Annotated in this window: 19 protein-coding genes and 3 tRNA genes; 14 read left to right on the forward strand and 8 right to left on the reverse strand. The window is 70.8% G+C overall.

The genetic code is table 11. From position 1 onward, the window contains the following. The first annotated feature begins 17 nt into the window (after nucleotides 1-17). Entirely contained in the window at nucleotides 18-653 is a 636-nt protein-coding gene (locus ACFWJW_RS07250; protein WP_387236197.1) for a bifunctional DNA primase/polymerase, read from the forward strand. A 56-nt stretch (nucleotides 654-709) separates the two neighbouring features. After that, nucleotides 710-783, forward strand: a tRNA-Lys gene (locus tag ACFWJW_RS07255). 59 nt (nucleotides 784-842) lie between these two features. On the opposite strand, the gene ACFWJW_RS07260 is transcribed toward ACFWJW_RS07255, so the two are convergent. After that, nucleotides 843-2,084 (reverse strand): M6 family metalloprotease domain-containing protein, encoded by a 1,242-nt coding sequence (locus tag ACFWJW_RS07260; RefSeq protein ID WP_387236200.1) that lies wholly within the window; start codon nucleotides 2,082-2,084, stop codon nucleotides 843-845. A 359-nt stretch (nucleotides 2,085-2,443) separates the two neighbouring features. Between ACFWJW_RS07260 and ACFWJW_RS07265 the strand changes: the two genes are divergently transcribed. Beyond that, nucleotides 2,444-4,258: a putative bifunctional diguanylate cyclase/phosphodiesterase gene (locus ACFWJW_RS07265; RefSeq protein WP_387236202.1), complete on the forward strand. Its 1,815-nt coding sequence runs from the start codon at nucleotides 2,444-2,446 to the stop codon at nucleotides 4,256-4,258. A gap of 190 nt (nucleotides 4,259-4,448) precedes the next feature. Here the strand turns inward: ACFWJW_RS07265 and ACFWJW_RS07270 are convergent, their stop codons facing one another. The 3 genes from ACFWJW_RS07270 to ACFWJW_RS07280 all read right to left on the reverse strand — a co-directional run bounded on the left by ACFWJW_RS07270 (nucleotide 4,449) and on the right by ACFWJW_RS07280 (nucleotide 7,499). Next, on the reverse strand, nucleotides 4,449-5,573 hold the full coding sequence (locus ACFWJW_RS07270) for an LLM class flavin-dependent oxidoreductase (protein ID WP_387236205.1): 1,125 nt from the start codon (nucleotides 5,571-5,573) through the stop codon (nucleotides 4,449-4,451). A 142-nt stretch (nucleotides 5,574-5,715) separates the two neighbouring features. Next, nucleotides 5,716-6,441 carry a decarboxylase gene (locus ACFWJW_RS07275; RefSeq protein ID WP_387236208.1) on the reverse strand — a complete coding sequence of 242 codons (726 nt, stop codon included), beginning with the start codon at nucleotides 6,439-6,441 and terminating at the stop codon, nucleotides 5,716-5,718. 146 nt (nucleotides 6,442-6,587) lie between these two features. Next, nucleotides 6,588-7,499: a decarboxylase gene (locus tag ACFWJW_RS07280; RefSeq protein WP_387236211.1), complete on the reverse strand. Its 912-nt coding sequence runs from the start codon at nucleotides 7,497-7,499 to the stop codon at nucleotides 6,588-6,590. Between the two features lie 208 nt (nucleotides 7,500-7,707). Here ACFWJW_RS07280 and ACFWJW_RS07285 point away from each other — a divergent pair, with 208 nt between their 5' ends. Together ACFWJW_RS07285 and ACFWJW_RS07290 are read left to right on the forward strand one after the other, a co-directional pair. After that, the gene (locus tag ACFWJW_RS07285; protein ID WP_387236214.1) at nucleotides 7,708-8,673 is read left to right on the forward strand and encodes a D-2-hydroxyacid dehydrogenase; all 966 of its coding nucleotides are present in this window, start codon (nucleotides 7,708-7,710) and stop codon (nucleotides 8,671-8,673) included. Nucleotides 8,674-8,754: 81 nt separating this feature from the next. After that, a complete protein-coding gene (locus ACFWJW_RS07290; protein ID WP_387236217.1) occupies nucleotides 8,755-10,203 on the forward strand; it encodes an amidase in 1,449 nt (482 codons plus the stop codon). Nucleotides 10,204-10,342: 139 nt separating this feature from the next. Here the strand turns inward: ACFWJW_RS07290 and ACFWJW_RS07295 are convergent, their stop codons facing one another. Further along, nucleotides 10,343-10,843 carry a DUF3830 family protein gene (locus ACFWJW_RS07295; protein WP_330317767.1) on the reverse strand — a complete coding sequence of 167 codons (501 nt, stop codon included), beginning with the start codon at nucleotides 10,841-10,843 and terminating at the stop codon, nucleotides 10,343-10,345. 110 nt (nucleotides 10,844-10,953) lie between these two features. Here ACFWJW_RS07295 and ehuB point away from each other — a divergent pair, with 110 nt between their 5' ends. The 6 genes from ehuB to ACFWJW_RS07325 all read left to right on the forward strand — a co-directional run bounded on the left by ehuB (nucleotide 10,954) and on the right by ACFWJW_RS07325 (nucleotide 15,350). Further along, complete coding sequence (gene ehuB, locus ACFWJW_RS07300; protein WP_387236222.1) at nucleotides 10,954-11,892, forward strand: ectoine/hydroxyectoine ABC transporter substrate-binding protein EhuB; 939 nt, start codon at nucleotides 10,954-10,956, stop codon at nucleotides 11,890-11,892. Then, nucleotides 11,889-12,620 carry an ectoine/hydroxyectoine ABC transporter permease subunit EhuC gene (ehuC, locus tag ACFWJW_RS07305; protein ID WP_386689594.1) on the forward strand — a complete coding sequence of 244 codons (732 nt, stop codon included), beginning with the start codon at nucleotides 11,889-11,891 and terminating at the stop codon, nucleotides 12,618-12,620. Before ehuB ends, ehuC begins: the two co-directional genes overlap by 4 nt. Before the next feature lie 32 nt (nucleotides 12,621-12,652). Beyond that, a complete protein-coding gene (gene ehuD, locus ACFWJW_RS07310) occupies nucleotides 12,653-13,270 on the forward strand; it encodes an ectoine/hydroxyectoine ABC transporter permease subunit EhuD (RefSeq protein ID WP_042155561.1) in 618 nt (205 codons plus the stop codon). After that, on the forward strand, nucleotides 13,260-14,099 hold the full coding sequence (gene ehuA, locus ACFWJW_RS07315) for an ectoine/hydroxyectoine ABC transporter ATP-binding protein EhuA (protein ID WP_387236225.1): 840 nt from the start codon (nucleotides 13,260-13,262) through the stop codon (nucleotides 14,097-14,099). Before ehuD ends, ehuA begins: the two co-directional genes overlap by 11 nt. 313 nt (nucleotides 14,100-14,412) lie before the next feature. Beyond that, entirely contained in the window at nucleotides 14,413-15,171 is a 759-nt protein-coding gene (locus tag ACFWJW_RS07320) for an IclR family transcriptional regulator (RefSeq protein ID WP_387236228.1), read from the forward strand. Between the two features lie 105 nt (nucleotides 15,172-15,276). Next, nucleotides 15,277-15,350, forward strand: a tRNA-Lys gene (locus tag ACFWJW_RS07325). Nucleotides 15,351-15,624: 274 nt separating this feature from the next. Here ACFWJW_RS07325 and ACFWJW_RS07330 read toward each other — a convergent pair. Both ACFWJW_RS07330 and ACFWJW_RS07335 read right to left on the reverse strand, forming a co-directional pair. Next, nucleotides 15,625-17,220, reverse strand: coding sequence for a hypothetical protein (locus tag ACFWJW_RS07330; RefSeq protein WP_387236231.1), 1,596 nt, complete (start codon nucleotides 17,218-17,220; stop codon nucleotides 15,625-15,627). After that, nucleotides 17,220-17,639, reverse strand: coding sequence for an SsgA family sporulation/cell division regulator (locus ACFWJW_RS07335; RefSeq protein WP_387236233.1), 420 nt, complete (start codon nucleotides 17,637-17,639; stop codon nucleotides 17,220-17,222). Before ACFWJW_RS07335 ends, ACFWJW_RS07330 begins: the two co-directional genes overlap by 1 nt. 461 nt (nucleotides 17,640-18,100) lie before the next feature. Here ACFWJW_RS07335 and ACFWJW_RS07340 point away from each other — a divergent pair. The 3 genes from ACFWJW_RS07340 to ACFWJW_RS07350 all read left to right on the forward strand — a co-directional run bounded on the left by ACFWJW_RS07340 (nucleotide 18,101) and on the right by ACFWJW_RS07350 (nucleotide 23,272). Beyond that, nucleotides 18,101-18,174: transfer RNA gene (locus ACFWJW_RS07340), tRNA-Lys, on the forward strand. 1,094 nt (nucleotides 18,175-19,268) lie between these two features. Next, nucleotides 19,269-21,323, forward strand: coding sequence for a glycosyltransferase family 2 protein (locus ACFWJW_RS07345; protein ID WP_387236236.1), 2,055 nt, complete (start codon nucleotides 19,269-19,271; stop codon nucleotides 21,321-21,323). Further along, nucleotides 21,320-23,272 (forward strand): galactose oxidase-like domain-containing protein, encoded by a 1,953-nt coding sequence (locus ACFWJW_RS07350; protein ID WP_387236239.1) that lies wholly within the window; start codon nucleotides 21,320-21,322, stop codon nucleotides 23,270-23,272. The genes ACFWJW_RS07345 and ACFWJW_RS07350 overlap by 4 nt, the downstream gene beginning before the upstream one ends. A gap of 222 nt (nucleotides 23,273-23,494) precedes the next feature. Here ACFWJW_RS07350 and ACFWJW_RS07355 read toward each other — a convergent pair whose 3' ends face one another. Then, entirely contained in the window at nucleotides 23,495-24,571 is a 1,077-nt protein-coding gene (locus ACFWJW_RS07355) for a glycoside hydrolase family 6 protein (protein WP_387236242.1), read from the reverse strand. Nucleotides 24,572-24,794 lie beyond the last annotated feature (223 nt).

Below are 24,794 nucleotides of genomic sequence, written 5' to 3' on the forward strand. Positions count from 1 at the left end.
TGGGTAGACCTGTCCCCATGAGCGACTGGCTGCCTGAGACCCCCCGCACCCTGGCCTTTCCGACCGCGGCTTATGTCACCCTCGCGGGCGCCGACTGGCTCGCCTCGGCCAGCCCCCATCCGGACGAGATGCACGCCCTGTGGGCCACCCGGCCGGCCGCACCCAGCGCACTGCCCTGCGGTACCGCCTTCGACGTGATCAACGCCCCGGCGCTCTTCGGGCGGCGGATGGTGGACCGCTTATGGTCCGACGGCCCCGGCTCGGGGCCGGTGGCGGCGCACCGCGGCCGCATCCTGCTGTTCGCCGCCCCGGGCACCGCCCAGCGGCTGCCGGCGCTGCTCGTCTGGGAGGAGTGGGCCACCGCCGTCCCGCCGCTGCTGTGCCACGGCAGCGGTGACGCGGTCACCATCCCGCCGCTGCACCCCCGCCGGAGCCCCGCCGTGGACCGGGCCGCGGGCGCCGGCGCCCCGGCCGACGCGGACCCGGCCGGCCCGTCCGCCTCCCGGTGGCTGGTGGCACCGGACGTCCGCAACCCCTGGCTGCCCGGTCCCGACGTGCTGCTCTGGGCCTGTGTCCGCGCGGCCCGCTCGATGGCCGGCCCGGCGCCTGAAGCCGCAGCTCAGCCCCCTGTTTCGCTGCTGACCGCGGGCTGAGACAAACCGATTTTTGTCCTCCCCGACCATGATGCTAATGTTTTCCCCGTCAGCAGGCGCCGCTAGCTCAGTTGGTTAGAGCAGCTGACTCTTAATCAGCGGGTCCGGGGTTCGAGTCCCTGGCGGCGCACAGACGGTCGAAGGCCCTCACTCCGGTGGGGGCCTTCGTCATTGCGGTGGACGGCACGGTCAGCCGCGGTTCACCTTCACCGCCCAGTCCCCGTCGGCCATCCGGCCCTCGACCTGGATGCGGACGCCGTCCTCGGCGTCGTCCAGGCTCTCCCCCACCCCCAGCGGCGCGTCCGCGAGCGGCGGATAGACCGAGGTGCCCCAGCAGGCCGAGGTGGCCGGATGCCCGTCGAGCACCTGCACCGGGCCCGACCCGGAGGCCGTCCGGCTGTGCACGCGGTAGACCAGGACGCCCTCGGTGCACAGGGCGCGGTCATTGCCCCTGGCACCGCGTGCCTCGATGGCGAGTGCGCTGTCGGGGCCCGTACGGACCACCAGCAGCCGAGGGCGGCGCTGGGCGCGGGGCTCCTTGGGGGCGGACAGGGGCCGCAGGGAGTGCATGGCGGGTCCGGTCAGCGCGACGCAGTCAACCTGGCTGTCGGCGATCCAGCCGAGCTTCCACTTGTGCCAGGCGAACGGGTCGGGCGCCAGTCCGAACTGGCTGCCCATGAGGTCCCAGTCGCCGACGTAGGTGTCCCAGTCGCCCTTGCCGTCCTCCGGCCGGTGGTAGAGGTCCGGCAGGTCGAAGACGTGCCCGGTCTCGTGGGCGAGGACATTGCGGTCCGGCGGGCTCTGCTCGAAGACGGTGACGAAGCGGCGCAGGTCGTGGTCGTCGGCGTGCATCGGCCGGTCGAGGTTGACGACCTTGGTGGCGTCCGAGTCGACGCCGGGGGCGTCCGGGTCGGCGACGAAATAGACCACGTCGTAGCGGCTGAAGTCGATGGACGGATCGGCGGCGGTGACCGCGTCGTGCAGGTAGGACGAGCGCCGGCCGGCGTCCCAGTCGCGCCGTATCCCGTAGGCGGCGGACGCGCGCGGCATCCGCACCCAGTGGCGGTGGATGTGCGGGCGCAGCCGGAACTTCCCGTAGGAGGCGCGGTCGAAGAAGCCGGAGGTGGCGGGGAAGTAGGCGCGGGACAGCTCCTGCGGCGCCGAGAGGGGCCGGGCGTCCGGGAAGGACAGATAGATCATCACGGCGTTGAGCGGGCGGTCCGGGCGCGGATAGGAGCCGTTCCAGCTGTCGACGCCCTCGGAGTGGTGCGCGTCGGTGCGTCCCAGGGCGCACGGGAGCACGGCCTCGGAGGCGGTGGCGGGTCCGGCGACGATGGAGGTCGCGATGAGCGCGCTCAGAGAGGTGGCGACGGCCGCGACGCGCCGCAGGCTGCGGCGCTCCACCCCGTCGAGCGTCTGGGCGCGCGGCACACATACCTCCAGGGACGGATTCGGAGACCTCATCTACCCTGTGGCGATTTAATGCTATTCGTCCTGTTTTGACGGCCCAGACGGGTGACCGGCGCGTCTTGGCCCTCCCGTAACGGAAAGTCACAAACGACCAAGGGGGCAATCCGTACGAACAGAGCCGGGCAGAAATGGCTGAAGTTCCGTCACGCGGGCGGGCGATCACGGCTGCGTCGCTGGATCGGCCGTCGTGCCAGCCTCTATGATCGCCACACTTTCCAGCGCGAGACCCCCCTCCATCACGAGACAGCGCCACGCGGGAGCGAGCAGTGAGCGGACACCCCGACAGCCCGGGCCGCACGCCCGGAGCGACGCTCCCCTCAGTGACGGAGCGTGAGGACACGACCAAAGAATCCACCGAGGCCCGGCCGGCCCCGAGCGGGCCCGGCGACGACACCGCCGCCTCGCTCGGCGACTACCGCGCCACCTTCTACGCGGCGCGGGTGGCGATGGCCGTCCTCAACCGCGACGGCCTGGTCCTCGCCGCCAACCCGGCCTTCGGCGAGCTGGTCGGCACCGCCCCGGACGGGCTGGTCGCCGCCACCGCGGCGGACCTGACCGACCTCGGCGCCGACCCACGGGTGTGGACCGCCTACCGCGAGGTGCTGTGCGGCCGCAGCGACCGGATGCACTGCACCCGCCGCCTCAAACACCCCGAAGGGCACTCCGTCTGGGTGGAGGTGACCGTCGAGCCGCTCACCCCGGAGCCGCTCAGCGGCGAGGAGCGGATGCTGCTGTCGGTGGCGGACATCAGCGACCGGCACGATCTGCTGGCCCGGCTGCGGCACCTCCAGATGCACGACCCGGTGACCCGGCTGCCCAACCGGGCACTGTTCTTCGAGCGGCTCGCCGCCGCCCTGGAAACGGCCTCCTTCGCGCCGTCCGGCACCGGCCGCATCGGGCTCTGCTACCTCGACCTGGACGGCTTCAAGGCCGTCAACGACACCCTCGGGCACCGCGTCGGCGACCGGCTGCTGAGCGCGGTGGCGCAGCGGCTGACGCGCTGCGCGGAGGCGGCGGCGGAGCGCGGGCCGGGCCGTGGCGGGCACCTGGTCGCCCGGCTCGGCGGTGACGAGTTCGCTCTTTTGGTGGAGGACTCCACCGGCACCGATCAGCTCGCCGAGCTGGCCCAGTGTGTGCTGGACGCGCTTCAGCGCCCGTTCGACCTGGCCGGGCAGCGGCTGTCGGTCTCGGCGAGCATCGGCGTCGTGGAGCGGACCGCCACCGGCACCACCGCGACCGGCCTGATGCAGGCCGCGGACACCACGCTGTACTGGGCCAAGGAGGACGGCAAGGCCCGCTGGACGCTCTTCGACCCGGAGCGCAACGCCCACCGGATGACCCGGCAGGCGCTCTCCAGCACCCTGCGGCCGGCCGTGGACCGCGGCGAATTCACCCTGGAGTACCAGCCGCTGGTCGGGCTGGGCGACGGCCGGGCGCAGGGGGTGGAGGCGCTGGTGCGCTGGCGGCATCCGCAGTTCGGGACGCTGTCGCCGAATCGGTTCATCGCCCTGGCGGAGGAGAACGGCGCGATCGTCGAGCTGGGCCGCTGGGTGCTGGAGCGGGCCTGCTATCAGGCGCGCGCCTGGCAGCTGGCCCACCCCGGCGAGCCGCTCTTCGTCAGCGTCAATGTGGCCGTACGTCAGGTGTGGGACTCCGACCTGGTGGCGGATGTCGCCGGGATTCTCGCCGAGACCGGGCTGCCGCCGGAGCTGCTCCAGCTGGAGCTGACCGAGTCGGCGGTGATGGGCTCGGCCGGCCGCCCGCTCCAGGCCCTCCAGGCGCTGAGCGACATGGGCGTACGGATCGCCATCGACGACTTCGGCACCGGCTACTCCAACCTCGCCTACCTCAGCCGCCTCCCGGTCTCCGTACTGAAGCTGGACGGGTCCTTCGTCCGCGGCTTCCGCTCGCAGGAGCATCCCAACCCGGCGGACGAGATGATCGTGGAGGCGCTGGTGGCGCTGGCACACCGGCTCGGCCTCACGGTCACCGCCGAGTGCGTGGAGAGCGCCGAGCAGGCCGAACGGCTCCGCCGGATCGGCTGCGACACCGGCCAGGGCTGGCTCTACTCCCGCCCCGTCGCCCCCGACCGCGTCGCCGCCCTCCTCGACGCGGGCCGGCACACGGGAGCCTGAGGGGACCACGGCTCACCGACGCGGGCGGGCCCGGACGCGGCCCGGTGCGGGCGGGCTCCGACGCGCGCCCGGTGCGGGTGGAACAACGTTCCGCCCGCACCGGAAGAGAATCCCGCCGCGACGGCGCGCCACCCCCACGGCGAGGGTCCGGCGGAATCACCACCGGCCGCAACCACCACGTACGAACACCCTAGGCCGGCAGGCCATACGCATCGGCGATCAGCTCGTACGAGCGCAGCCGGGCCGCGCCGCCATGCGCGTTGGCGGTGATCATCAACTCGTCGGCGCCGGTGCGCTTGGCGAGATCGTCCAGGCCGTGGCGGACGGCGTCCGGGGTGCCGTGGATGACATTGCCGAGCCAGCTGTCGACGAAGCCCCGCTCCAACTCGTTGAAGCGGTACGCCTCGGCCTCCTCCGGGCTCGGGACGAGACCGGGGCGGCCGGTGCGCAGCCGGACCATGGACAGCGCGCCGGTCATGACCTGGCGGCGGGCCTCCCGCTCCTCGTCGGCGGCCAGCGCCGCGACCCCGATCAGGGCGTACGGCTCCGCCAGCGCCTCGGAGGGGCGGAAGGAGGCGCGGTAGAGGTCCAGCGCGGGGAGGGTGTTGGCCGCGGAGAAGTGGTGCGCGAAGGCGAACGGCAGGCCGAGGGTGCCGGCCAGCCGGGCGCTGAAGCCGGAGGAGCCCAGCAGCCACAGGGGCGGGCGGTGCGGGTCCTGGACCCCGCCCGGCGAGGTGGCCTGGACCGGGCCGGGGACGGCGTGGATCTTGGCGTACGGATGGCCGTCGGGGAAGGAGTCGTCCAGGAAGCGGGTCAACTCGGCCAGCTGCGCGGGGAATTCGTCCGCCCCTTCGTGGAGACGCTCGGTCCTGCGCAGGGCCGCGGCGGTGGCCCCGTCGGTGCCGGGCGCGCGGCCCAGGCCCAGGTCGATCCGGCCGGGGGCCATCGCCTCCAGGGTGCCGAACTGCTCGGCGATCACCAGCGGGGCGTGGTTGGGCAGCATGACGCCGCCGGAGCCGAGGCGGATGCGCTCGGTGTGGGCGGCGAGGTGGGCGAGCAGCACCGCGGGCGAGGACGAGGCGACGCCGGGCATGGAGTGGTGCTCGGCGACCCAGTAGCGGTGGAAGCCCCGGCGTTCGGCCGTACGGGCGATGTCGACGGCCGTGCGCACCGCGCGGGAGGCGGTGCTGCCGGCCCCGACCGTCACCAGGTCGAGCACCGACAGCGGGACGGGTGCGGTGCCCCGGGCGGTGCCCCGTATCCCGTCGCCGGCCGTCTCGCCGCCGGCCCGGATCTCCTCGTCTTCGCCGCTCACGGTGCGGGTCCTCCTCGCGTCGGTGGTCTGCCGAGGAGGACAACCGGAGAGGTTCTCCACTTATTCCCGGGTCAGATACCCGGCGCCGCACCGTGGTCGGCGGGGCCGCCGGACCTGACTCGTCCGGGGCCCCGGGCGCCTCCTAGGAGTGCGCGGTCCGCGAGAAGAGGGTGCCGAGCGCCGGACAGTTGATCATCCGGTCGAGCAGCCGGAGCCCCTCCCAGGCCGTCACCTGATTGGCGGTGAGCACCGGCTTGCGCAGCTCCGCTTCGAGGGCCGGCAGATGTTCGGCGGTGTGCAGCGCCGTGTCGGGCAGCAGCACCACCTCGGCGTCCGGATGGTCACCGGCGCGGGCGAGCGCCAGCACCTCCTCGACGCCCCAGGTGCCGACCTCGGCGGCGGTGATGATGCCGCTGCCGCGGGTCGAGACGACCTCCGCCCCGGCGGACTTCAGGAAGGCGTGGAAGCGCTCGGCCACGTCGTCGGGGTAGGTGGCGGCGATCGCGACCCGCCGGGCGCCGAGCGTCTGGACGGCATGGGCGAAGGCGAACGACGTACTGGAGGCGGGCAGGCCGGCGGTCGCGGACAGCTCCCTGACCTGTTCGTGGGCGCCCTCCCAGCCGAAGACGAAGCTGGCGCTCGTACAGGCCCAGACGACGGCCTCGGCGCCGCGCTCCTTGAGCTCGTCGACGCCGGCCGCCAGCCGCCCGGCGGAGCCCATCTCCAGCAGGGCGTCGACGCGGTGGGCGTCCTCGCCGATGTCGGTGTGGACGAGCGGCAGGCGGACCGTGCCGCCCAGGAGCGATTCGAGCCGGGGGTAGTCGTCCTCCGCGGAGTGGCCGGGGTAGAGGAAGCCGACCGATGCCATGCAGTTCTCCCTTGCGTGTACGGCTGCGGGGGTGTTCGTGGGTGCGGGTGCGCTCACCGGTGATGCGGTGACGCGGGGAAGGAGCGCTGCCGGCGACAGGGACGACGCCGGCAGCATCCGAGGTGGAGGTCGGGTTCGGACCGGCCTCAAACCGGGGGCAGACCACCCGTGTCATCGGGTGGATACGGCGGCGGCTCAAGGCCGTCGAGGGGCTCCCCCTCCGGCGGGGCGGGGGGCCCGGCGAAGGCCGCCTCGGGGGTGGGCCCCGGCACACCTTCCGCGGGTCCGCCCGCTGTTCCGGTCATCGCGGCCGGACCGCGCCGCGCCACCGGGTCGAGCAGCGCCTGGTACGGGCCCACCGCCTGGACCCCGATGGCGCGCAGCGCGGCCCACATCGTGACCTGGTTGGCGGACAGCACCGGCATCCGCAGCTCGGCTTCCAGCTGCGGGATGACGTCGTACGTCGGCAGGTTCGTACAGCTGATGAAGAGGGCATCGGTGGCGCCGACGACGGCCGCGCGGGCCATGTCGACGACATCGCGGTACGGCACCTTCCAGATGTGCCGGGTCAGCCCGAGGTAGGCCCGGCCGGTGACCGTGATGCCGGCCTCGCCGAGATAGTCCTCCAGGGAGTCGGTGACCGATTTCGTGTAGGGCGTGACCACGGCGATGCGCCGCGCGCCGATCTCGCGCAGCGCTTCGATCAGTGCGCCCGAGGTGGTGAGGGAGGGAACCTCCCCCGCCTGGAGCATGGCGGCACACATGGCCCGCTCCCCCGCCACACCCCCGACAAAGCTGCCGGAGGTGCAGGCATAGGAGATGACCTGCGGAGATACCGCACACAGAGCCTGGACGGCGGCGTCCAGCGTTTCGTGCTCACTCACCATTCGGGCCAGGTCGAGGCTGACCTCGACGGGCACAAAAGGGGTGCGGGTGAGGTGGAGGGACACGTCGTCGGGCACCCAGCGCCAGAGCTCTCGGTCGAGCGCGAAGTCGAAGGGAGCGACGACGCCCACGCCGAGCTGCGGCTGTGGGCCACCCAGAAAAGAGACGTCCATGAAGGCCCCTAGAAGAAACGAAGGGCTGGAATGGCCAGGCCAGTGGCCGGAGGATGAGGTGCAACCGGATCAAGCCGGGACGTCGGAACAGAGCCGTTGTTGACACCGTAGATACGACTTCCTAGCGTGGTCAATCCTCGCATCTCAGGCATCTGTCGGCGCCCCTTTTCAGTGAAAGGGGCTCACGTTTCAGAACGGTTTCTGGCCTATGTCCGAACGCACCGTCCTCGTCCTCGGATCCGACCCGCCGCCGAAGCTGGACCGGCTCGCCGGCCGGGCTCGGGTGATCTTCACCGATGAGGACTCGCTCGCCGACCGACTGCCCACCGCCGACGTGCTGTTGGCCTGGGACTTCACTTCCGATGCGATCCGCAGAGCCTGGCCGGAGAAGGGCCCCAGGCCCGGCTGGGTGCACACCGCGAGCGCCGGTGTGGATCAGCTCCTGTGCCCGGCACTGGTCGCCGACGACACCCTGGTGACCAACGCCCGCGGGGTCTTCGAGCAGCCGATCGCAGAGTACGTGGCCGGGCTCGTGATCGCCATGGCCAAGGACTTCTACGGAAGTTGGGAGCTCCAGCGGCAGCGGCGCTGGCAGCACCGGGAGACCCTGCGGCTGGCCGGCAGCCGGGCCGTCGTGGTGGGCTCCGGACCGATCGGCCGGGCCATCGGCAGCACCCTCCTGGCACTGGGTGTCAAGGTCGATCTGGTCGGCCGCCGGGAGCGCCCGGACGATCCGCACTTCGGCCTGGTACACGCGAGTGACGCGCTGAACGACCTGCTGCCCCAGGCGGATTGGGTGATCTGCGCGGCGCCCCTGACCGAGGACACCCACGGCCTCTTCGGCAAGGCGGCGTTCGCCCGGATGTCACCGCGGGCCCGGTTCATCAACGTCGGACGCGGGCCGCTGGTGGTCGAGGACGCGCTGATCGCGGCGCTGCGCGAATGGCGGATCGCGGCGGCGGCACTGGACGTCTTCGAGGAGGAGCCGCTCACCCCGGACAGCCCCCTGTGGGACGTCCCGCATCTGATCGTCTCGCCCCACATGAGCGGCGACACCCTGGGCTGGCGGGACGCCCTCGCCGAGCAGTTCCAGGACAACTTCGATCGGTGGTCGGCGGGCGAGCCGCTGGACAACCTCGTCGACAAGCGGCTCGGGTACGTGCCGGTGAAGTGACGGGCGGGCCGCCGGGCCCGCCCCGGCAGCCGCGCTCCCCCGCCGCCGTCCCGCCCGGGGCGGCCAACGCTCGGAGGACGCATGACCACCGAACCGACCCACCTCGCCGACCTCGGCGCCACCCGGCTCACGGCCGGGTACGCGGCCGGCGAGTTCTCCCCCGTCGAGGCGGTCCGGGCGGTGCTGGAACGCGCCGAGGCCGCGCAGGCCGCGACGAACTGCTTCACCCGGATCGACGCGGACGAGGCGCTGTCCGGCGCCAAGGAGTCGGCGGAGCGCTGGCGGGCCAAGGAGCCGGCCGGGCCGGTCGACGGGGTGCCGGTCACCGTCAAGGACCTGATCCTGACCCGGGGCACCCCGACGCTGCGCGGGTCGCGCACGGTGCGGGCCGAGGGCCCGTGGCCGGAGGACGCCCCGTCGGTCGCCCGGCTGCGGGAGTCCGGTGCGGTGTTCGTCGGCAAGACCACCACCCCGGAGTTCGGCTGGAAGGGCGTCACCGACAGTCCGCGGCACGGGGTGACGGGCAATCCGTACGACCCGGCGCGCACCGCGGGCGGCTCCAGCGGCGGCAGCGCGGCGGCGGTGGCACTGGGCGCGGGCCCGCTGAGCCTGGGCACGGACGGCGGTGGCTCGGTGCGGATCCCGGCGTCGTTCTGCGGGATCTTCGCGCTCAAGGCGACCTACGGGCGGGTGCCGCTCTATCCGGCGAGCCCCTTCGGGACCCTGGCGCATGTCGGGCCGATGACCCGGGACGCGGCGGACGCTGCGCTGATGATGGAGGTGATCTGCGGGGCGGACTGGCGGGACTGGTCCCAGCTCGGTCCGGCCGCCGGCTCGTTCCGGGAGGCGCTGGCCGGTCCGGTCTCCGGGCTGCGGGTGGCGTTCAGTCCGTCGCTCGGCTGGGACGTGCCGGTGGTGCCGGAGGTCGCCGCGGCGGTCCGGTCGGCCGTCGACACGCTCGCCGGACTCGGCGCGGTCGTCGAGGAGATCGACCCCGGCATCACCGACCCGGTGGATGCCTTCCACACGCTGTGGTTCAGCGGCGCGGCCCGGGTGGTGCAGCATCTGGACGACGCGGACCGGGAGCTGCTCGACCCGGGCCTGCGGGAGATCTGCGAGCAGGGCGCCCGCTACAGCGCGCTGGACTATCTGGCCGCGGTCGACACCCGGATGGCGCTCGGTCAGGCCATGGGCCGCTTCCACAGCGCCTACGACCTGCTGGTGACGCCGACCGTGCCGATCACCGCCTTCGCGGCGGGCGTCGAGGTCCCGCCCGGCTCGGCGCACACCCGCTGGACGGGCTGGACGCCGTTCACCTACCCCTTCAACCTCACCCAGCAGCCGGCCGCGACGCTGCCCTGCGGGGTGGACGCGGACGGGCTGCCGATCGGCGTCCAGCTGGTCGGCGCGCGGCACGCGGACGCGCTGGTGCTGCGCGCCGCGCATGCCCTCTACGAGGCGGGGACCGCGGAGATCCCCGCGCCGCCCGCCCCTAGGGGGTGTCCGCAAAGTCCCGTCGTTCGCCCGTAGGGCGGGGCGCGCGGCGTCTGGTGCGTGCGATCGCAAGGCGGAGGGTCGTCCCGGTACTGGGTGTACCGGGGCGATCCCGACAACGCAGCGAGCGTGCGTGCCAGACGCCGCGAGCCAGGCGGGACTTTGCGGACACCCCCTAGGCCCGCCGGAAGCTGAGGGTCTCGCCCAGGGCGCCGGCCCGCCACAGGTCCTGACAGGCATCCGCCATCCGGTCCAGACCGTCGACGACACTTCCCCACACGATGCCCGGCACCCAGCCCGCGTCACCGTTGATCAGTAGATTGTTGCGCTCGTAGAACAGCGCGAGATCGACGACGGTGGCGCGGCCCTGGTGTGCGGCCTGGCTCTCGTAACCGTAGGACTTGGTGCCGAGTTGGGTGTCGGTGAAGGTGAAGTAGCACAGATCGCCAGGGATCGGGGTGATCGTCGGATTCTCCAGCGGCGGCTCCTCGGGAGCGAACGGCTCCAGCAGCGCGTAGATCTCATTGCGGGCGTACTTGGCGTGATAGACGTCGCCGCCGAGCGGGAGGGCGTCCCATACGGCATTGCAGGTGATCGGCGCGCGGTCGTCGAGCAACTTGGCCGTGCAGCTCACGCCGCGCTTGTCCAGGGAGACTTCGATGAAGCGATCGGTCATGCCCCGATCGTAGGTGGGCAATACCGGCGTACGGAACAAGTCCGAGGCACTTCCATCAAGGGCTGGAAACGATCGGCATATGTGTGAGGCGTTCGGGTAGCCGCGCGCCCATGGCTCCACCACAGGAGAACACCAAAATGATCAAGAGAAAATTGGCAAGCGGCATCCGCCGCCGCTCGCTGCTCGCGGGGGTAGCGGCGCTCGGCGCAGCGGGTGCGGTGGGAACGGTCACGGGCTGCTCCCAGGTCGATGTCTCGGGCGCGACCGGCGGCGGGCATCTCCTCGAGGATCTGCGGAAAAAGGGCACCGTCCGCATGGGAATCGCCAGCGAACCGCCCTATGCCTCGATCAACAGCAAGGGCGAGCTGACCGGCGAGGCCCCGGCCGTCGCCAAGACGATCTTCCGGCGGCTGGGGATCAAGAATTTCGAGCCGGTGCCGGTCGAATTCGGCGCCCTGGTGCCGGGTCTGCATTCCTTCCAGTACGACGTGATCGTCGCGGGCATGTTCATCAACAAGGCCCGCTGTGCGGCCGTCCTCTTCTCCGACCCGGATTACGAGAGCAAGGACGCCTTCCTCGTACGAAAGGGAAACCCGGACAACATCCATTCCTATGCGGACATCGCCAAGGGGAAATACCGGATGGGTTCCGGTATCGGCTATGCGGAGATCGACTACGCGGTCGGCAATGGCGTCAAGAAGGGTGACATCCAGACGTACGGTGACCAGATCGCCGGAATGGAGGCCCTGGAAGCGGGCCGTATCGACGTCTTCGCCGGCACCGCGCTGACCATGATCGAGGCGCTGAAGACCGGCGGGCACCCCAAGGTGGAGATGACCCGGCCGTTCACGCCGGAGGTCGACGGTAAGCCCCAACGGGACGGCGGCGGCTACGGCTTCCGGCTCGGCGAGACCAAGCTCCGCGACGCCTTCAACAACGAGCTACAGAAGATGAAGAAGAGCGGCGAACTCCTGCGTATCGCCAAGCCGTACGGCTTCACCAAGGAGTTCATGACCGACCTCACGGCGAAGGAGCTCTGTAAAAAGTGACCGGAGCACTGTGGGGACTGTTCTTCGAAGGTCTGTGGATCACCATCCAGCTGATGGTCTACAGCGCCGCGCTGGCCGCTGTCGTCGCCTTCGGCATCGGCCTGTCACGCACCTCCCGCTTCTGGATCGTGCGCTTCCTGTCGGGTGTCTACGTGGAGTTCTTCCGCGGCACATCGGCACTGGTCCTGATGTTCTGGCTGTTCTTCGCGCTGCCGCTGCTGGGCTGGCAGCTGGTCGGCATCTGGGCGGGCACCCTGGCGCTGGGGCTGTCGTACGGCGCGTACGGCTCCGAGGTCGTCCGCGGCGCGCTCCAGGCGGTGGCCCCCGCGCAGCGGGAGGCGGCCATCGCACTGAGCTTCACGCCCTGGCAGCGGCTGCGGAAGGTGATCCTGCCGCAGGCCGTCCCCGAGATGATGCCGCCGTTCAACAACCTGCTGATCGAGCTGCTCAAGGGCACCGCGCTGGCGTCGCTGCTGTCCATCGGTGAACTCACCTTCCAGGCCAAGCTGGCCCGGCTGTCGACCGGACAGAGCGCCGAGATCTACGGAATCATCCTCGTCCTGTACTTCGCCGTCGCGTTCGTGCTGACCCGGATCATGCGGGTGCTGGAGCGCCGCGCCAAGGCTTCGGTCGGCCGGTCGGTACCCAAGGGTGAGGGCTGGTTCTCCCGCAAACTGCCCGTCGAGAAGCAAGGCCCCGAGGCACTGGCCACCGGAGGAAAGCCGTGAACAACTGGTCATGGAGCTACATCTGGGAGATCATGCCCGAGATCCTCAAAGGGCTGTGGATCACCATCCAGGCGACGTTCTACGGCTCGCTGGTGTCCTTCGCGCTCGGGCTGGTGTGGGCGATGGCCCTGCGCTCGCGGAGCCGCTGGGTGACCTGGCCGGTCAGCGTCTTCGTCGAGTTCGTCCGCAACACCCCACTGCTGGTGCAGCTGTTCTTCCTGTTCTTCGTGCTGCCCGGCTGGGGGCTCACCTTCGCGCCGCTGACCACCGGCGTCATCGGCCTGGGTCTGCACTACTCCACGTACACCTCCGAGGTCTACCGCGCCGGTATCGACGGTGTGCCGCCCGGCCAGTGGGAGGCCGCCACGGCGCTGAACCTGCCGCGCCGGCGCACCTGGATCGCGGTGATCCTGCCGCAGGCGTTCCGCCGGGTGGTGCCCGCGCTCGGCAACTACGTCATCGCGATGTTCAAGGACACGCCGCTGCTGGCCGGCATCACCGTGGCCGACATGCTGTTCCAGGCGAACAGCATCAGCGCCACCACCTTCGACTACCTGGAGCCGATCACCGTCGTCGGCATCCTCTTCGTGGTCATCTCCTACCCCACTTCTCTCCTCCTGCGAGCCCTGGAGCGTCGTCTTGTCCGCTGACAGCACCCCCTCGAAAGAAACGACCGATTCGGCGGACGGCACCTCCCGGACGGAGTCCGGTGGAGGCACCGAGCTGATCCGCTTCGACCATGTCACCAAGCGGTTCGGGACCAACACCGTCCTGGATTCCCTGGACTTCACCGTCTCCTCGGGCAAGCACGTCACCCTCATCGGCCCGTCCGGTTCCGGCAAGACCACGATTCTGCGGCTGCTGATGACGCTGCTGAAGCCCGACGAGGGCACCATCAAGGTCGGCGGCGCCTATCTCACGCACGAGGAGAAGGGCGGCAAGCTCGTACCGGCCGGGGAGAAGCACATCCGCGAGGTGCGCAAGAACATCGGCATGGTGTTCCAGCAGTTCAACCTCTTCCCCAACATGAAGGTGCTGCGGAACATCACCGAGGCGCCGGTGCACGTCCTGGGGATGGAGAAGGACGCCGCCGAGGAGCGGGCCCGCGAGCTCCTCGACCTGGTGGGCCTGACCGAGCACCTCGACAAGTACCCGACCCAGCTCTCCGGCGGCCAGCAGCAGCGGGTCGCCATCGCCCGCGCGCTGGCGATGCGCCCGCAGGTGCTGCTGCTGGACGAGGTGACCTCGGCGCTCGACCCCGAGCTGGTGGCCGGGGTGCTCGACGTCCTGCGGGACATCGCGCGCACCACGGACATCACCATGCTCTGCGTCACCCATGAGATGAACTTCGCCCGGGACATCTCCGACGACGTCCTGATGTTCGACGCCGGCCGGGTCATCGAATCCGGCTCCCCGGAGAAGATCTTCACGGAGCCGGAGCACGAGCGCACCCGGGAGTTCCTGAGCGCGGTGCTCTGAACGGCACACAGCAGGCAGTGAGTTCGGGTGGTGGGCCTCGCCGGGGCCCGCCACCCCTTCTCGTCCGGGGGCCGGCGACCGCACGGCGTACCGCCCCGGGGCCCGGCACTGTGACCTTGGCATATGCCAAGGTCGTGCGCCCCAGTACAGCTGACCAGGGCGCGCTTCTTTTCAGTCAAGACCCTCTCCCCCGACGCCCGTTGGCCGCTATCGTGAGGGATGCCCCGTTGCCCGGGAGCGGCCGCGCCAGCGCCGGCCGTGACCACCGACGGCGGTCACGACGCAAGCGGTAACAACCTGCTAGGGGGACACCGTGGCGCTGAAGCCCGAGCCGACCGCGCCGTTCCATTCGGTGCAGTACGCCCTTCGCGTGCTCGAAACGGTCTCCAGGCACGCCGAGGGCGTGACCGATGCGCAGATCGCCCGCGAGACGGGGCTGCCCCCGGGCCAGCTCGGCCACATGCTGGCGATGCTCCGGCGCGAGGGCTATGTCGAGCAGGTCACCGACGGCGCCTACGTCATCGGCGAATCGCTCCTGCTCCTCGGCTCGGGCGGCGACCGCGACCAGGCGCTGCGCGACAAGCTCCAGCTCACCCTCGACCAGCTGCGCGACTCGGTCGGCGCGGCGGTCTACATCAGCCGGTACATCGACGGCGAGGTGAAGATCCTCCACTACGCCGACGGACCGCTGGCCCCCAAGGTCAACGAGTGGGCGGAATTCCACCGCACGGCGCACGCCAGCGCGGTCGGCAAGTGCCTGCTCGCGCAGCTCGACCACGACGGCCGCAAGGACCACCTCTCCCGGCACAAGACCGCCCGGCTCACCTCGCGGACGATCACCAACGAGAAGGTGCTGTTCCACAAGCTCGACAGCCAGCCGCCCACGGTCCCCGTCCTCGATCTCCAGGAGTACGCGGTGGGCACGGTCTGCGCGGCGGTGCCGATCACCGCCGGTGCGACGGTCGGCTGCCTCGCGCTGTCCATGCCGCTCGAACACGCGCACCGGCTGCGCCAGGCGGCCGACACCCTCAACCGCCGGGCCGCCCCGGTCCTGCTCTCCCTGGCGATCTGAGCCGGGGCGGGCCGGGTCGCACGGCCGGCGGTTCCGGAGCGCACCGCTCCGCGGCCATGGTCCTGAGCACCCCTCTCGACCAGGTAGCATTTCTTTCGTCAGCGCGCGCCGCTAGCTCAGTTGGTTAGAGCAGCTGACTCTTAATCAGCGGGTCCGGGGTTCGAGTCCCTGGCGGCGCACGTATCGAGTGGGCGTTTCCGGTTCTCCGGAAACGCCCACTTCGTTGTGTCCGGGGATACGGATAGTGGTGTCCGGGGACACGGACCGGATCACCGGTGCGGCGGCCGGTCCCTTCCGCCGCCGCCCGCCGGCGGCGTCAGGAGAGGCCGACGTCCGAGCAGGCGTAGCAGGGGGGGTGCCCGTGGGTGAGGGCAGGGGTGACGGCCGTACTGACGGCAACCGTTTTGGCGGACGGTACGGGGGCGGCGGCGCGGGCGGGCGGGGCGCTTCGGGTCAGGCCGCCCTCGTGAGCGGAGCCTCCGTGGGGCGGGCCGCGGCGTGCACCAGGGCCGTATAGGTGCGGCGGAGGGCGATCAGGGACTCCTGGGCCTCGCGGTAGACGGCGGCGTCGGGGCCGCCGCGGTGGGCGAGGGTACGCACCGGGGCGCAGTGGCGGTCCATCGCGCTGAGCCAGGCGCGGTGCTGCGCCGGGAGATGGCGGCGCAGCAGCTGCCGCCGGCCCTCCCGCAGCCGCCGGGCGCCGATGCCCAGTACCGCGTCGGCCGCCTGGAGCACCGGTGGTTCCAGGGCGCCCTGTCCGGCCAGCGCGCCGAGTACCGCGCGCTGCTGCGGGGTGGCCGGCGCGGCCGTCAGCTCCGCCGCCTCGGCGAGGAGCTGGGCGCGCAGCGCGTGCTGGACCCGGACCAGCCGGCGCAGCGCCGTCGGGGTGGAGGAGTCGTCGGGCGACCGGCCCGCCAGGGTCTCGGCGAGCCGGAAGAGCCAGATCCCGTGTGCCTCCAGGCGGGTCGCGGCCAGCATCAACCGGTCCAGCCGGCTCAGCGGTTGGCCTTCCGGGGCCCAGCGGACGATCGGTACCAGCGTTTCGGTGCGGGCCAGTTGGTCGATGGGGATATGGCGGCGGGGTTTGCGTTCCGGGGCCCAGTTGTGGAGCGCCAGGGTGGGCAGCGCAACGAACTGATCATGGCCGATGCGGTGCGCGATGGCCGCCCAGAGGTCGAGGAACGCCTCGTCGGCGACCTCCCGTGCGGCCGGCGCCTGGGGGTCGATCCCGCACCAGCCACAGGACACCGCGATGACCGCGATCCGCATGGCGGCGGCCTCCGCGTTGCGCAGCGAGAGCCGGGAGACGCGCTGCCGGAGGGCGGCCAACTCCTCGGCACGGTGCGCCCGTTCGACGAGCGCGACGGCGGCCTCCCGGTCGGGCGCGACCGCGGCCGCGCGGGCCATGGCGTCCAGCCGGGTCCAGGTGCCGATCAGCGAACGGACGGGCGGCCGCTCGGGCAGGAAGCCGTGTGCACAGGGGTCGTGCGGGGCGGTCGTGGCGGCGTCGGCGGACCCGTCCGGCTCCCCGTCGGCACGCCCCGGACGGGCGGCGGCGGCCGACTGCCCCTTGCCCTCCCCCCGGCCGGCCGGCTGCGCGGCCTCCTCCGCCCGGGCCGGGGCCGTGGCGCGGCGGGGGGTCGGCAGCGGGGCGGTGGGAGTGGCCGGGGTGACAGGGGTGGCGAGGGTCGCAGCGGTGGCGGATGGGGTGCCGGGGCCGGACGGGGTGCCGGGGCCGGACGGTATGCCGTCGGCGGACGGTCTGCGGGCTGCGGGCGGTATGCCGGGGGCGGGCTCCGTGGTGGCGGGCGACTCTCCGGGGCTCGCCACGGGGAGGGCTGCTGCGTGGGCCGGGCGGCAGGAGCCGGGCGCGCCGGTCCCGGCCGTCGTCACCGTCGCCGGGCCCGTCGCCGTCACCTGGCCGGTCACCCTCACCGGCTCAGCCGTCGTCCCCGGCTCAGCGGTCTTCACCGGCTCAGCCGTCGTCACCGGTCCGGCCGCCGTGACCTGCCCGGCCGTGGTCGTCTTCGTGATTGCCGTGTCCCCCATCAGCACTTCCCAGCGAACAGCCGGGCCAAGTGGGCGTCCATGTCGAGGTAGTCACCCTCGTGGCCGGGCGGCACGATCGCCGCGGTCTGCTCCAGCCAGGCGGTCAGCTCCGTCGCGCGCACCGACAGCTCGCAGACGCTGTCGTCGGTGGACAGCTCGATATGTACGCGGCGCGGTTCGCCCGGCCGGCGGAAGGACCACACCCGCACGTCCCCCTCCCCCGCCTCGTCATGCAGCCCGGCCAACAGGAGCTCGCGGGCGAACAGCCAGGTGGCGACCGTCTGGCCGCGGCTGATGAAGGCGACCTCGACCTCGTACGGGCGGTCACTGCGGTAGCTGAACCGGCCGGCCACCGGAACTGCTTCGTCCGGCCCGAGGAGGAGCCGCATCTCAAGGGTGCGCTTGGCTGTCGACACCACGACGATCAACCTTTCCGACGGAGGGGCGAGTCCCGGGGACCCGGTCCGGGGCTGCGCGTCCTGGCAGACGTTGCTGTGGGGGGTGGGGTTGCGGCAGGCGCAAGAGGAGTGACGGACGCCATGGCCGGCACCCTCTGGACCATGTTCAGTTCTTGCGCCGCGGCGCTCGCCTCAGCCTCTCAACCGGCAGGAGATACCGCATGTTGATGGGGCAACTGGTGGGCAATGGGACGAAGAGGGGCAGAGCGGTACTTCAATGAACAATTCGGGCGACTATCGGCCGCAGATCTCAAGATCGGGTGGCTTTTGTCCCATGTGGGCGGGTGCGCCTCCCAGGGCGAGGGGGGGGCGGGCAGGAGGTCGCCACGAGTGGCAGGGATCACATGGGCTGAGTGCGTGAGCAGGGCGGTCGCGGGTACGGAGCACCCTCCGAGTTCGTGTAAAGTTCTTCAGGTCAGCACGCGCCGCTAGCTCAGTTGGTTAGAGCAGCTGACTCTTAATCAGCGGGTCCGGGGTTCGAGTCCCTGGCGGCGCACGACACACTGAGGCCCCTCGCCATGCGAGGGGCCTCAGTCGTATGTCCGCCAATGCGGTGGGGCGGAGCGGGGGCGGGTGTGAGATCGCGCGCCGCGAGCGAGCGGGAACGCTTGTGCGAGGCGGCGCGCCCGGATGCGGCGGCATGGCGGACCGTACCGCCGTAATGCCGCATTGCCGCGCCGCTCAAGGCCGCGCCATCCGACCCGGGCCACCCGATCCCGCCCCATCCGACCCCGCGCCACCCGACCCCGCGTCATCCGCTCCGTGCTGCCGCGAGCGGGACCGGGCGGACCGCCGGGAGGCGAAACGGTGTCACCGACCGGCGGGGATGTCGAGGGGGCGGCGCCGGCCCCGGGTCGCCGGGCCTGACGTTCAGCCAATTCGCGGTACTCGCAGGTCACTTACGCGGATTCGGCGGTTCGGGCCGAATCCGTTGCGGATCTACCCATCTCCCATTTGCGGGTGAATTCCTTCAGAAACTGTTCCAAATCGTACGCATGACCTCAAGGGTCCCGGTCCGCCCGTTCGCCCGCGCCGCCGCCATGTGCAAATCGTTGCGTCTCGCACGCCAGAATCCGCCGACTCTCCTTATTGCATTGCCAGTTGCTGACGGACTTTGCGAGGGAGGGGCGTTTCCTTTGCCGGGCGAGGGTAACTCCGTGCTCACGGAGCGTGTTATTCCAGCTATCGCGTCCGACACCGCCAACAAGCCCGAAATGGGGTGTCGTTCCAGGTCAAAGCGATGCGCGTGGCGCCTTTTGGCGTCCGGATATTGCCTCTCCCGGCCCTCTTGCCTTGTGCTCAGTCTTGCAATCAGGGGGGCTGTTCGGCACTCTGACCTGGGAACTCGGTCGAAATGCGGCGGGGTTCCCAGGAGTGGGAAGAAAGGGATACGCCGGTTGGCGTGATGTGAACGCGGGGACCCCGCTGCTTGGCAGGATTACGGGGCGTTCCTCACACCACCGGAACATGGCCGACACCGTCGCAGGCACGGACGGCCGAGACCAGTGAGCCCGAGCCGGTCGAGGGGACCGGGGAAATCGGGCTATCAGCACACGGCACGCAGCCAGTTGCGTGCGGGGGGATGGACTCATGACGTCGCCACCTGAGGGTGCCCGGCCGCAGCACTCGTACGATTCGTCCGCCACCGCGCGCCTGCGGGTGCCACGTCAGCAGCGGCAGCGGCGCACCCCGCGCAAGCCGCTGCCGCGCTACGACTACGAGCACTACAGCAGACTCGCCGGGCCGCTCACCCAGCCCGACCCGGACAAGCCGTACAAGGTCCGCTATCGCTCGCTGCTCGCCGACGAGCCGCACCGGATCCGGGCGGCCCTGCTGCTCGGTGCCGCGCCGCTGCTCTCGTTCGGGCTGCTGATCTGGCTGATGCAGCCGAACCACTGGACCGAACGCGACTACCCCGCCTACGAGTTCCTGCCGGTGCTGGACGTCGTCATGCTGGTCTCGATCGGGCTGATCGAGTTCTTCCGGTGCATGAATGTGCTGTCCAACGCGCACGCCACCCTCGTCGCCCGCGACCCCATACCCGTCATACCCGAGAGCGGCACCCGTGTCGCCTTCCTCACCTCCTTCGTGCCGGGCAAGGAACCCCTGGCCATGGTGACGAAGACGCTGGAGGCGGCGGTCAAGATACGTCACCGCGGGCTGCTGCACATATGGCTGCTGGACGAGGGCGACGACCCCGAGGTCAAAGAGGTCTGCCGGCGTCTGGGCGTGCACCACTTCTCCCGTAAGGGCATCCCGGAGTGGAACCGGCCCAAGGGGCCGCACCGCGCCAAGACCAAGCACGGCAACTACAACGCCTGGCTGGCGGCGCACGGTGACGACTACGACTACTTCGCCTCCGTCGACACCGACCATGTCCCGCTGCCCAACTACCTGGAGCGGATGCTGGGCTTCTTCCGCGACCCGGACGTGGGCTTCGTCATCGGCCCCCAGGTATACGGCAATTACGACACCTTCGTCACCAAGGCCGCCGAGTCCCAGCAGTTCCTCTTCCACGCGCTGATCCAGCGGGCCGGCAACCGCTACGGCGCGCCGATGTTCGTCGGCACCTCCAACGCCGTACGCATCAGCGCGCTCAAGCAGATCGGCGGGCTGTACGACTCGATCACCGAGGACATGGCGACCGGGTTCGAGATCCACCGGCACCGCAATCCGCAGACCGGGAAGAAGTGGCGCTCGGTCTACACCCCGGACGTGCTCGCGGTCGGCGAGGGGCCCACGGCCTGGACGGACTTCTTCACCCAGCAGCTGCGCTGGTCCCGCGGGACGTACGAGACGATTCTCAAGCAGTTCTGGAAGGCGCCGTTCACCCTGCCGTTCGGCCGGCTGGTCAACTACACCATGATGGTGATCTTCTACCCGATGTCGGCGCTGAACTGGATTCTGGCGGCGCTGAGTTGTGCGCTGTTCCTGGGTCTGGGCGCCTCGGGTGTGGAGATCGATCCGACGGTGTGGATGATGCTGTACGGCAACGCCTCGGCGCTCCAGATCGGCCTGTACATCTGGAACCGGCGGCACAATGTCTCCCCCCACGAGCCGGAGGGCTCCGGCGGTGTCGCCGGCATGGTGATGTCCGCGCTGTCCGCGCCGATCTACGCCCGGTCGCTGTTCGATGCGGCGCTGCGGCGCAAGAGCAAGTTCGTGGTCACGCCGAAGGGCGACTCGTCCAGCCCGGACACGCTGTTCGGGACCTTCCGGGTGCATCTGTTCTTCCTGCTCGTCTTCGGCGGCTCGCTGATCGCCTCGTTCGTGCTGGGGCACAGCCATCCGGCGATGGTCATCTGGGCCGTCCTCGCGATGCTGATCACCGCCGCACCGATCTTCGCCTGGCGGCGGACCGTACGGGATGAGAAGCGGAAGCAGAGCTCGGCCGGCGGCGGCTCCGATGCCACGGCCGGCGGCGGTCCTGCCACGGTGGCCGGCGGCGGCTCCCCCACGACGGCCGGCGGCGAGGGCTCCCGCACGACGGCCGAGGGCGAGGGCCCTGCCGCGGCGGCCGACGGCGAGGCTTCTCCCGCGGCGGCCGCTGACCAAGCCGCCGCTCCGGCCGCCGGCCGTGCCGCCGACCCGGCCGCCACCACTGAACAGACCATGCAGATCGCCCTTGGGGGACGTCACACATGAAGTACCGTCCGAGCCGTCGCACCCGCAGAGTGGCGATAGCAACGGCGGTGGTGCTCGCGCTGGCCGGGATGAACGGGCCGGCTCTCTATGGCTTCGCCTCGGAGCAGTACCACCAGTACGTGATCAACAAGCCGGAGTACAAGGCGGAGAACGGCCACTGGGATGTCCTCAACGTCCCGCAGAAGTACCGCATCAACACCATCCACGCGGCCCTGCTGCACACCGGAAAGGTGCTGCTGGTCGCGGGATCCGGCAACAACGCGGCGAATTTCAAGGCCAAGTCGTTCCGTACGGTCCTGTGGGATCCGGAGAAGAACACCTTCAAGAACATCCCCACCCCCAAGGACCTCTTCTGCTCCGGGCACACCCAGCTCCCGGACGGGAAGCTGCTGGTGGCCGGCGGCACCCAGCGCTACGAGAAGCTGAACGGCGATGTGAAGAAGGCCGGCGGCCTCATGATCATCTACAACGAGGACCCGGACGGCCCGAAGACGTTCCCGGCCGGCACGCTCTTCACCGGCAAGAAGAACGGCAAGACCTTCGCCGCCAAGGACCCGGTCGTGGTGCCCCGGGCGAAGAAGATCACCGACCGGGCGACCGGCAAGGTCACCGTCGTGCACAGCGAGGCCCGGGTCTATGTCGAGGCCCTCAAGGACGGCCAGTCGCACTCCACGGGCACCCAGGACAACTACCGCATCCACGGTCTGACCGGCGCGGACGCCCGTAACTTCTACGGCATCGCGCAGAAGCTGTCCTTCGACAAGAAGGACTTCCAGGGGATCAAGGACAGCTTCGAGTTCGACCCGGTGGCCGAACGCTATGTGCCCGTCGACCCGATGAACGAGGCCCGCTGGTACCCGACGCTCACCACGCTTCAGGACGGCAAGGTCCTGTCCGTCTCCGGGCTGGACGAGATCGGACAGGTGGTCCCCGGCAAGCAGGAGATCTACGACCCGAAGACGAAGAAGTGGCGCTATCTGCCCAAGCAGCGCTTCTTCCCGACCTACCCGGCGCTCTTCCTCACCGACCAGAACCGGATCTTCTACACCGGCTCCAACGCCGGCTACGGCCCCGACAACATCGGCCGCAAGCCCGGCATCTGGGACCTGAAGACGAACAAGTTCCAGTTCGTGCCCGGGATGAGCGACCCGAACATCCTGGAGACCTCGATGTCGGTGCTGCTGCCGCCGGCCCAGGAACAGCGGTACATGGTGCTGGGCGGGGGCGGGGTCGGCGAGGACCCGAAGGCCACGGACAAGACCCGGATCGTGGATCTGCACGCCCCCTCGCCGCGCTTCAAGGACGGCCCGCCGCTGTACGCGAAGGCGCGCTACCCCAGCAGCGTGATCCTGCCGGACGACACCGTGCTGACCACGAACGGCTCCGGTGACTACCGCGGGCGCGGCGACTCCAACGTGCTGAAGGCGGAGCTGTACGACCCGGCGGCCAACACCGCCCGGAAGGTGGCCGATCCGCTGGTGGGCCGCAACTACCACTCCGGTGCGCTGCTGCTGCCCGACGGCCGGGTGATGACCTTCGGCTCGGACTCCCTCTTCGCCGACAAGGACAACACCAAGCCGGGCGTCTTCCAGCAGCAGATCGACCTCTACACCCCGCCGTACCTCTACGGGAAGTCGCGCCCGAAGCTGACCGGCGGGGCGACGAAGACGCTCTCGCTGGGCGGCCGCGCGACCTACGGCGCCGAGAACGCCGCCGGCATCAAGAAGATGCGGCTGATGCGCCCCGGCTCGTTCACCCATGTCACCAACATCGAACAGCGCTCCATCGCGCTGGACTTCACGGTGACGAAGGACGGGAAGGGTGTCACGGTCACCCTTCCCAAGGACCCCTCGCTGGTGCCGCCCGGGTGGTACATGCTCAACGCGGTGGACGGGGAGGGGACTCCGTCGAAGGCGGTGTGGGTGAAGGTCGCGCCCGAACGGCAGTAGGGAGCGCGCCCCGCGTGGTGGCCCGGTGGATTCCGTATCCGCCGGGCCTTCGCCGTGGCGGGTGCGGTGGCGGCGGCGGGGGTGCGGTCCGGTGTCGTGGGCGGCGGGCGTGCCCGGTTGCCGTGACGGCGGGTGCGCCCGGTTGCCGTGACGGCGGGCGTGCCCGGTTGCCGTGACGGCGGCCGGGTGGTCGCCGTCACGGCGGGGAGCGGTGGGTGGTGGTTACTTCGCGCCGTGGGCCAGGCCGAGGGCGTACTTGGGCCACCAGGTGCCCGCCTTGGGGCCGCCCTTGCAGGTGCCGTCCGACTCGCCGGGGCGTTTGATCCACAGGTAGGCGGCTATCTGGGGGTCGCCGGTCTTGGTGGTGGGTGGCTCGCCCAGGGCGCGGCCGGGTGGGTTGCACCAGTTTTCCGGGTCGTCGCCACCGGGGGCCGGGCCGTTGCCGTTGCGGCTGGTGTCGATGACGAAGCGCTTGCCGTCGACCATGGCGGACAGCTTCTTGCCGTACTTCGTGTTCTCCGCGGTGGTCTGGTAGTTGGAGATGTTCAGCGCGAAGCCGTCGGCACGGTCGATGCCGGCCCGCTTGAGCGGCTCGACCATCCGGCCCGGGTCCTTGATCCAGTGGGGGTTGCCGGCGTCCAGATAGACCTTGGTGCGCGGCAGCGCCTTGAGCTTGCCGACCGCCTCCGTGAGCAGGGCGTAGCGCTCCTCGTGGAACTGCTGCGGGGTGCACTTGTCCGCGATGTGCGGCAGCGCGTCGGGCTCCAGGATCACGGTGGTGGCGCGGTTGCCGATGCCCTTGAGCACGCCGTCCAGCCAGGCGCGGTACGCGTTGCCGTCGGCGGCGCCGCCCTTGGAGTAGCTGCCGCAGTCGCGGTGCGGGATGTTGTACAGCACCAGCAGCGCCTCGCGGTCGGCCTTCGCGGCCGCCTCGGTGAAGCCGCGGGCCTCGCCCTGCGGGTCGTCGACGCCTATCCATTCGGCGACCGGCTGCGTCGCGATCTTGTTGACCGCGCGGGCGTCGCCGGACTTGCCGTCCTTGCCGTACGCGGCCACCTGACGGGCCGCCTTGCTGTCCGGGTTGACCCAGAACGGGGCGACGGACTTGGGGCGTTGGCCGGGTCTGTCCGGCACGCTGCCGTCGCTGTCGCCGTCGGAGCAGCCGGCGAGCAGCAGCAGAGCCAGCGCCCCGACCACCGCCCTCGGCGGTGCCGCACCGGCATGCGCGGAGCGCCGCCGGCCGTCGCGGGACCCGCCCGTCGAACCGACCCCGGCCATCCGTCGCAGATTGCCGTACATCCACTCCCCCCTCGGAGCACGAACACGGAACACGGTCGGCAGGGGACCACCGGCCGCATCCATCGTGGCACACCCCGACTTGCCCGGGTCGGCCTGTGGACGAGCCGGGCACAGGGCGCTTCGCGGGAGGTGCCGGCCGTCTTGCGGATGCGGCTTCGTCGTGGCTGGGCGCGCAGTTCCCCGCGCCCCCTTCGGGCGCGACCGCACCGCACCGCGCCGCGCC

It is taken from the genome of Streptomyces sp. NPDC127097 (assembly GCF_042724075.1).
In the GTDB taxonomy this organism is placed as follows: domain Bacteria; phylum Actinomycetota; class Actinomycetes; order Streptomycetales; family Streptomycetaceae; genus Streptomyces.

What these genes read in the sequence shown, in the direction of transcription:
- ACFWJW_RS07250 (WP_387236197.1), top strand. Translation starts at nt 18, where the DNA reads ATGAGCGACTGGCTGCCTGAGACCCCCCGCACCCTGGCCTTTCCGACC.
- ACFWJW_RS07275 (WP_387236208.1), bottom strand. Translation starts at nt 6,441, where the DNA reads ATGGCATCGGTCGGCTTCCTCTACCCCGGCCACTCCGCGGAGGACGAC.
- ACFWJW_RS07280 (WP_387236211.1), bottom strand. Translation starts at nt 7,499, where the DNA reads ATGGACGTCTCTTTTCTGGGTGGCCCACAGCCGCAGCTCGGCGTGGGC.
- ACFWJW_RS07285 (WP_387236214.1), top strand. Translation starts at nt 7,708, where the DNA reads ATGTCCGAACGCACCGTCCTCGTCCTCGGATCCGACCCGCCGCCGAAG.
- ACFWJW_RS07290 (WP_387236217.1), top strand. Translation starts at nt 8,755, where the DNA reads ATGACCACCGAACCGACCCACCTCGCCGACCTCGGCGCCACCCGGCTC.
- ACFWJW_RS07295 (WP_330317767.1), bottom strand. Translation starts at nt 10,843, where the DNA reads ATGACCGATCGCTTCATCGAAGTCTCCCTGGACAAGCGCGGCGTGAGC.
- ehuB (WP_387236222.1), top strand. Translation starts at nt 10,954, where the DNA reads ATGGCTCCACCACAGGAGAACACCAAAATGATCAAGAGAAAATTGGCA.
- ehuD (WP_042155561.1), top strand. Translation starts at nt 12,653, where the DNA reads ATGCCCGAGATCCTCAAAGGGCTGTGGATCACCATCCAGGCGACGTTC.
- ACFWJW_RS07330 (WP_387236231.1), bottom strand. Translation starts at nt 17,220, where the DNA reads ATGGGGGACACGGCAATCACGAAGACGACCACGGCCGGGCAGGTCACG.
- ACFWJW_RS07345 (WP_387236236.1), top strand. Translation starts at nt 19,269, where the DNA reads ATGACGTCGCCACCTGAGGGTGCCCGGCCGCAGCACTCGTACGATTCG.
- ACFWJW_RS07350 (WP_387236239.1), top strand. Translation starts at nt 21,320, where the DNA reads ATGAAGTACCGTCCGAGCCGTCGCACCCGCAGAGTGGCGATAGCAACG.
- ACFWJW_RS07355 (WP_387236242.1), bottom strand. Translation starts at nt 24,571, where the DNA reads ATGTACGGCAATCTGCGACGGATGGCCGGGGTCGGTTCGACGGGCGGG.